Annotated in this window: 2 protein-coding genes and 1 pseudogene; all 3 read right to left on the bottom strand. The window is 43.4% G+C overall.

Annotated elements, in window-relative coordinates:
- Window positions 1-248 (bottom strand): annotated as a pseudogene (locus LEP1GSC050_RS03350) (hypothetical protein); the annotation flags it as partial.
- A 65-nt stretch (window positions 249-313) separates the two neighbouring features.
- On the bottom strand, window positions 314-766 hold the full coding sequence (locus LEP1GSC050_RS03345) for a hypothetical protein (RefSeq protein WP_010568950.1): 453 nt from the start codon (window positions 764-766) through the stop codon (window positions 314-316).
- Window positions 763-3,555: TIGR04388 family protein (locus LEP1GSC050_RS03340; protein WP_084695307.1), on the bottom strand; the 2,793-nt coding region annotated here is incomplete at its 5' end. The genes LEP1GSC050_RS03345 and LEP1GSC050_RS03340, both read right to left, overlap by 4 nt.

The raw sequence follows: 3,555 nt of genomic DNA, 5'->3' as shown, positions 1-3,555 counted from the left end.
TTCCCGTAGCTATCCACAACCGCGTTCTTACCAAGTGACGAGGCTATCTGGTTTACCGCGTTTTGTTTCGTTGTTATTGCTTGGTCGTTCAGCCGGCTCTCTAACGCTACGTTGCCTGCTCCAATCAACGATTGCTGGAATACTATTGTAATTAGGAGGGTTAGGGCCGCGCCCTTTGGGCCGGGCTGCTTCGGGTTCGGGCAGTCGCCCTCATCCAACACGCTCTTTTTTGTTAGCTTAGCTTTCATTTATTTATCCCGTGTTGGACAAAGCCCTGCGCATCCCTCGCGGGGGAGAGTTCACTCTTTTTCTATTAAGAGTGAAACATATTCCTATCCAATTCAATATTTAAATCTACTGGGTTTTGCAAATCTACTGAAATGGTTACTTCAAGCTTTGGTCCGCTATAGATTTCGTCTTCTTTTAAAAAATTCTCATAAATTATCGCATTTTCTACAAAGGTATTACGTATTTTTTGCAATGCCTTCTCGATATCAAATTTACCAATTATCAACAAACCAATCTCATTTGTAATGATGTATTGATCACCAGCATAGTCCATCAAAAACAAATCCCTCTCGCTGTTTAATTCGATTTTTATTGCCTCACGAGTAACTGACAAAGGATTCAAATGTGAAATTACGAATGGGCCGATAGAAAAATTATTTTTTTTACTCATCTTAATTTCGAAAAATAATATAACTTTCTTGAAAGTAGGATCAGCTATTTTGACATTTATGTTTGCTGGAAATTTAGCCCAAATCACGGTTTATTTGCTCCACGCAATTTTTTTAACGCCGATGGATCGACAGGTATTTTATCAGGACTAGTTCCTTCTCTTCCGGTTCCTCGCCCCCATTGAGGATTATCATTTGGGTTAATTTTTGATATAGGTGATCTATTTGGAACTTTATTAGGGTCAATTTCTACCCTGTATACAGGCTTCTCAGGTAATTGAAGATATTCTTTTGCATTCTTTGCATTATTATATTTTCTATCAGTGATATAAACTGGTTTCTGCGTTATTCCATCAGCCTTCGTGTTTGGTATTTCTCCAGTATTTCGAATAACATTCGCCTCTCCTTCGCTTACGTAGCGATACAAGGATTTGCCATTCGCCTTGCCTCCCCCCTTCGCCATCCCCAATAGTGGAACGTAATCGGATGCTGCACTTAGTCCTCCTATAATATAACCGCGAGCACGACCTTTATTATAGCCATCCTGATAATGCTCAGATTGATTCTTTGCATTGCTATCTAATGCATTTGCAGTCTTTTGACCTTCAATGACTCCGCCGCTGAGTATGTCTAAAGCACCAACAGCAGTCCTAGATTGACCCGCATTATACCCCTCTATCAGACCTTTACGATATTTTTTTGCAGCGTTAGCTATTTCATTCGGATCAGTAAGGTTATATTTCTCTTTTACTAATTTATTAAACTCAACTGGATCGGAATTCGAATATGGGTTCGCTGACAAAAATTTCCCGTTGCGAGCAGGATCCTTCATACATAGGTTATGAACAAGCACGCCGACTTTCCCAACAAAATATGTATGATTATTCTCTACTTCGAAATTATAAACCTTAGTCTTTTCCTTAACCTCTTCTATCTTAGAAATCCCAAGGGTTCCATTATATTCATTAGACCAAGACGCTGAGTTAGATCGGGAAGATTCGCTACCGATCGATGCTAAGGATGTTCCAATCGAAACATTCGAATGACTTTGGATTAAATGCGAATTGCGGATACTCGCTACTGTAACAGACCTTTCACCCGAACGTATGTTTTTAACTTCGGTAAAACCTTTACCTCTCAAATAAAAAGGGTGATCAGATGTTGTCGTTACTTCATAGCCGTTATCATAGGTAAGTTTATTAACGGAGAGAACTTCATTAACAAATAATTGTTTTACTCTCTGGTAAGATACCTTACCATTATTTTCATTGATCGATAATACATAATCCCCGATCTCGATTTTCTCAATGCGTTTTAAGCCTGATTTCGTCCGAATCAGTGTCCCTGCTGTAAAACAAGTCCTTTGAACATACTTTCCATTCTTATCTATAAACCCATTGCTATCGCTCGCGCCTAAACCCGTGCTACCAAGGAAGCTACCCACTACATCCTGAGTCGTTCTTCCCAACCAAGTAGATGCAGAGCTAGGATCGGTTAGAAACTCTCCCGCTTTAGCAAGAGTCGCCAAGACTCCATGCTGATCTGCTGCACTCGCATTCTCATTGTTTAAGATCTCTTTCTGAGGTTCATTCCCCGTTTCTGCTATGGCATTTCTACCGGCCTCTAACTCTGCACGTCCGGCAGTTAAATTCTCGTCAGCCTTACCCATCGCAAGGTTCTGGTTCAGATCACTATTAAAGTTATCGTTCACACTCAGGTTACCGAAACTACTAGGATTGTGCACGTTCCCCGTCGCTGACACTACGGTAGCGTTTCTATACGTGGCGGCTACTGTCGTATTTCCCTTACCGTCTATCGTTACGGAACCACCTACTCCGCTAGATCCATCCGATTCTTGGATTGTTAAGCTAGGTCCGCTATGCTGGCCTAGATTCACCATCGCTCCGGTATTCTGGCCAGGTGTTAGATTTACACTACCGCTAAACCCTGATTGCGGGTTATAGCTTACATTGCCATACGTCCCACCTATATTAAAGCTACTGCTTCCATGTTGTGAAAAACTGACTCCTGCATTCAGAGACGATGATCCTAATCCTACACTTCCTCCGAATCCTCCCGAGTAGCTATACGATACGCTTACGTTCACTCCGAACTGTCTCGCATACCCCGTTGCTGCCCCACTCGCCGCTCCTACAAGCGCTCCTTCCATTCCTCCGTTCTGGTAGCCTTGTACTGCTTGCAATGCTGCCTGCCCTACTGCCATCATCTCCGGGCCTGCTATAAAAGACGCCGCTATACTTGCTACTGTCACGAGTCCTGACGTGATCTCCTGTGTTCTAGCCTTGGCTTTCGCTTTCTTGTCTGCCTGCTTCTTTTCAAACCAGCTTACGAGTTGGCTTGCCATGTCAGGGCTCATCCCGGTTGCATTTGCAATCGCTGTAGCCATTGCAGCATTCACCTTATCCTGGATCTGGCCTTTAGCCCAGGACTCGAATGTCCCGCCCTGCAGCATTGCCTTCGCTAAGCTTTGTACATCCGATGCATAGCTTGCTGCCGATTGGGCCGCCGCTTGGAATGCTAGATCGTTCTTCGCGTTTTGTGCGTTCAGCGAGTTGATTTGCGTGTTTAGGGTATTGATTGCTGTATTATACGATTTATGAAACGAATCTTCGTTCGTTCGATTCTCTGTAAGAACCGAGTTCGCATCCCAGTTTTGGAATAGATTTCCTCCACTCGCTATCTTAATCGTCGATGGAGCTCCTATATAAACGTTTTGGTTCGTTTTCGTCGCTTCGTAGTCGCTTGAGTTCGTTGCATCTCCGCCTGCTTTCAGCTTAGCGTGGCCGTCTTCGATTGCTGTCGTATATGTTATATTCCCGTAGCTATCCACAACCGCGTTCTTACCAAGTGACGAGGC

Origin of the sequence: Leptospira broomii serovar Hurstbridge str. 5399 (assembly GCF_000243715.2) — a bacterium.
GTDB lineage: Bacteria > Spirochaetota > Leptospiria > Leptospirales > Leptospiraceae > Leptospira_B > Leptospira_B broomii.
This window is presented reverse-complemented; position numbering and strand designations above follow the sequence as displayed.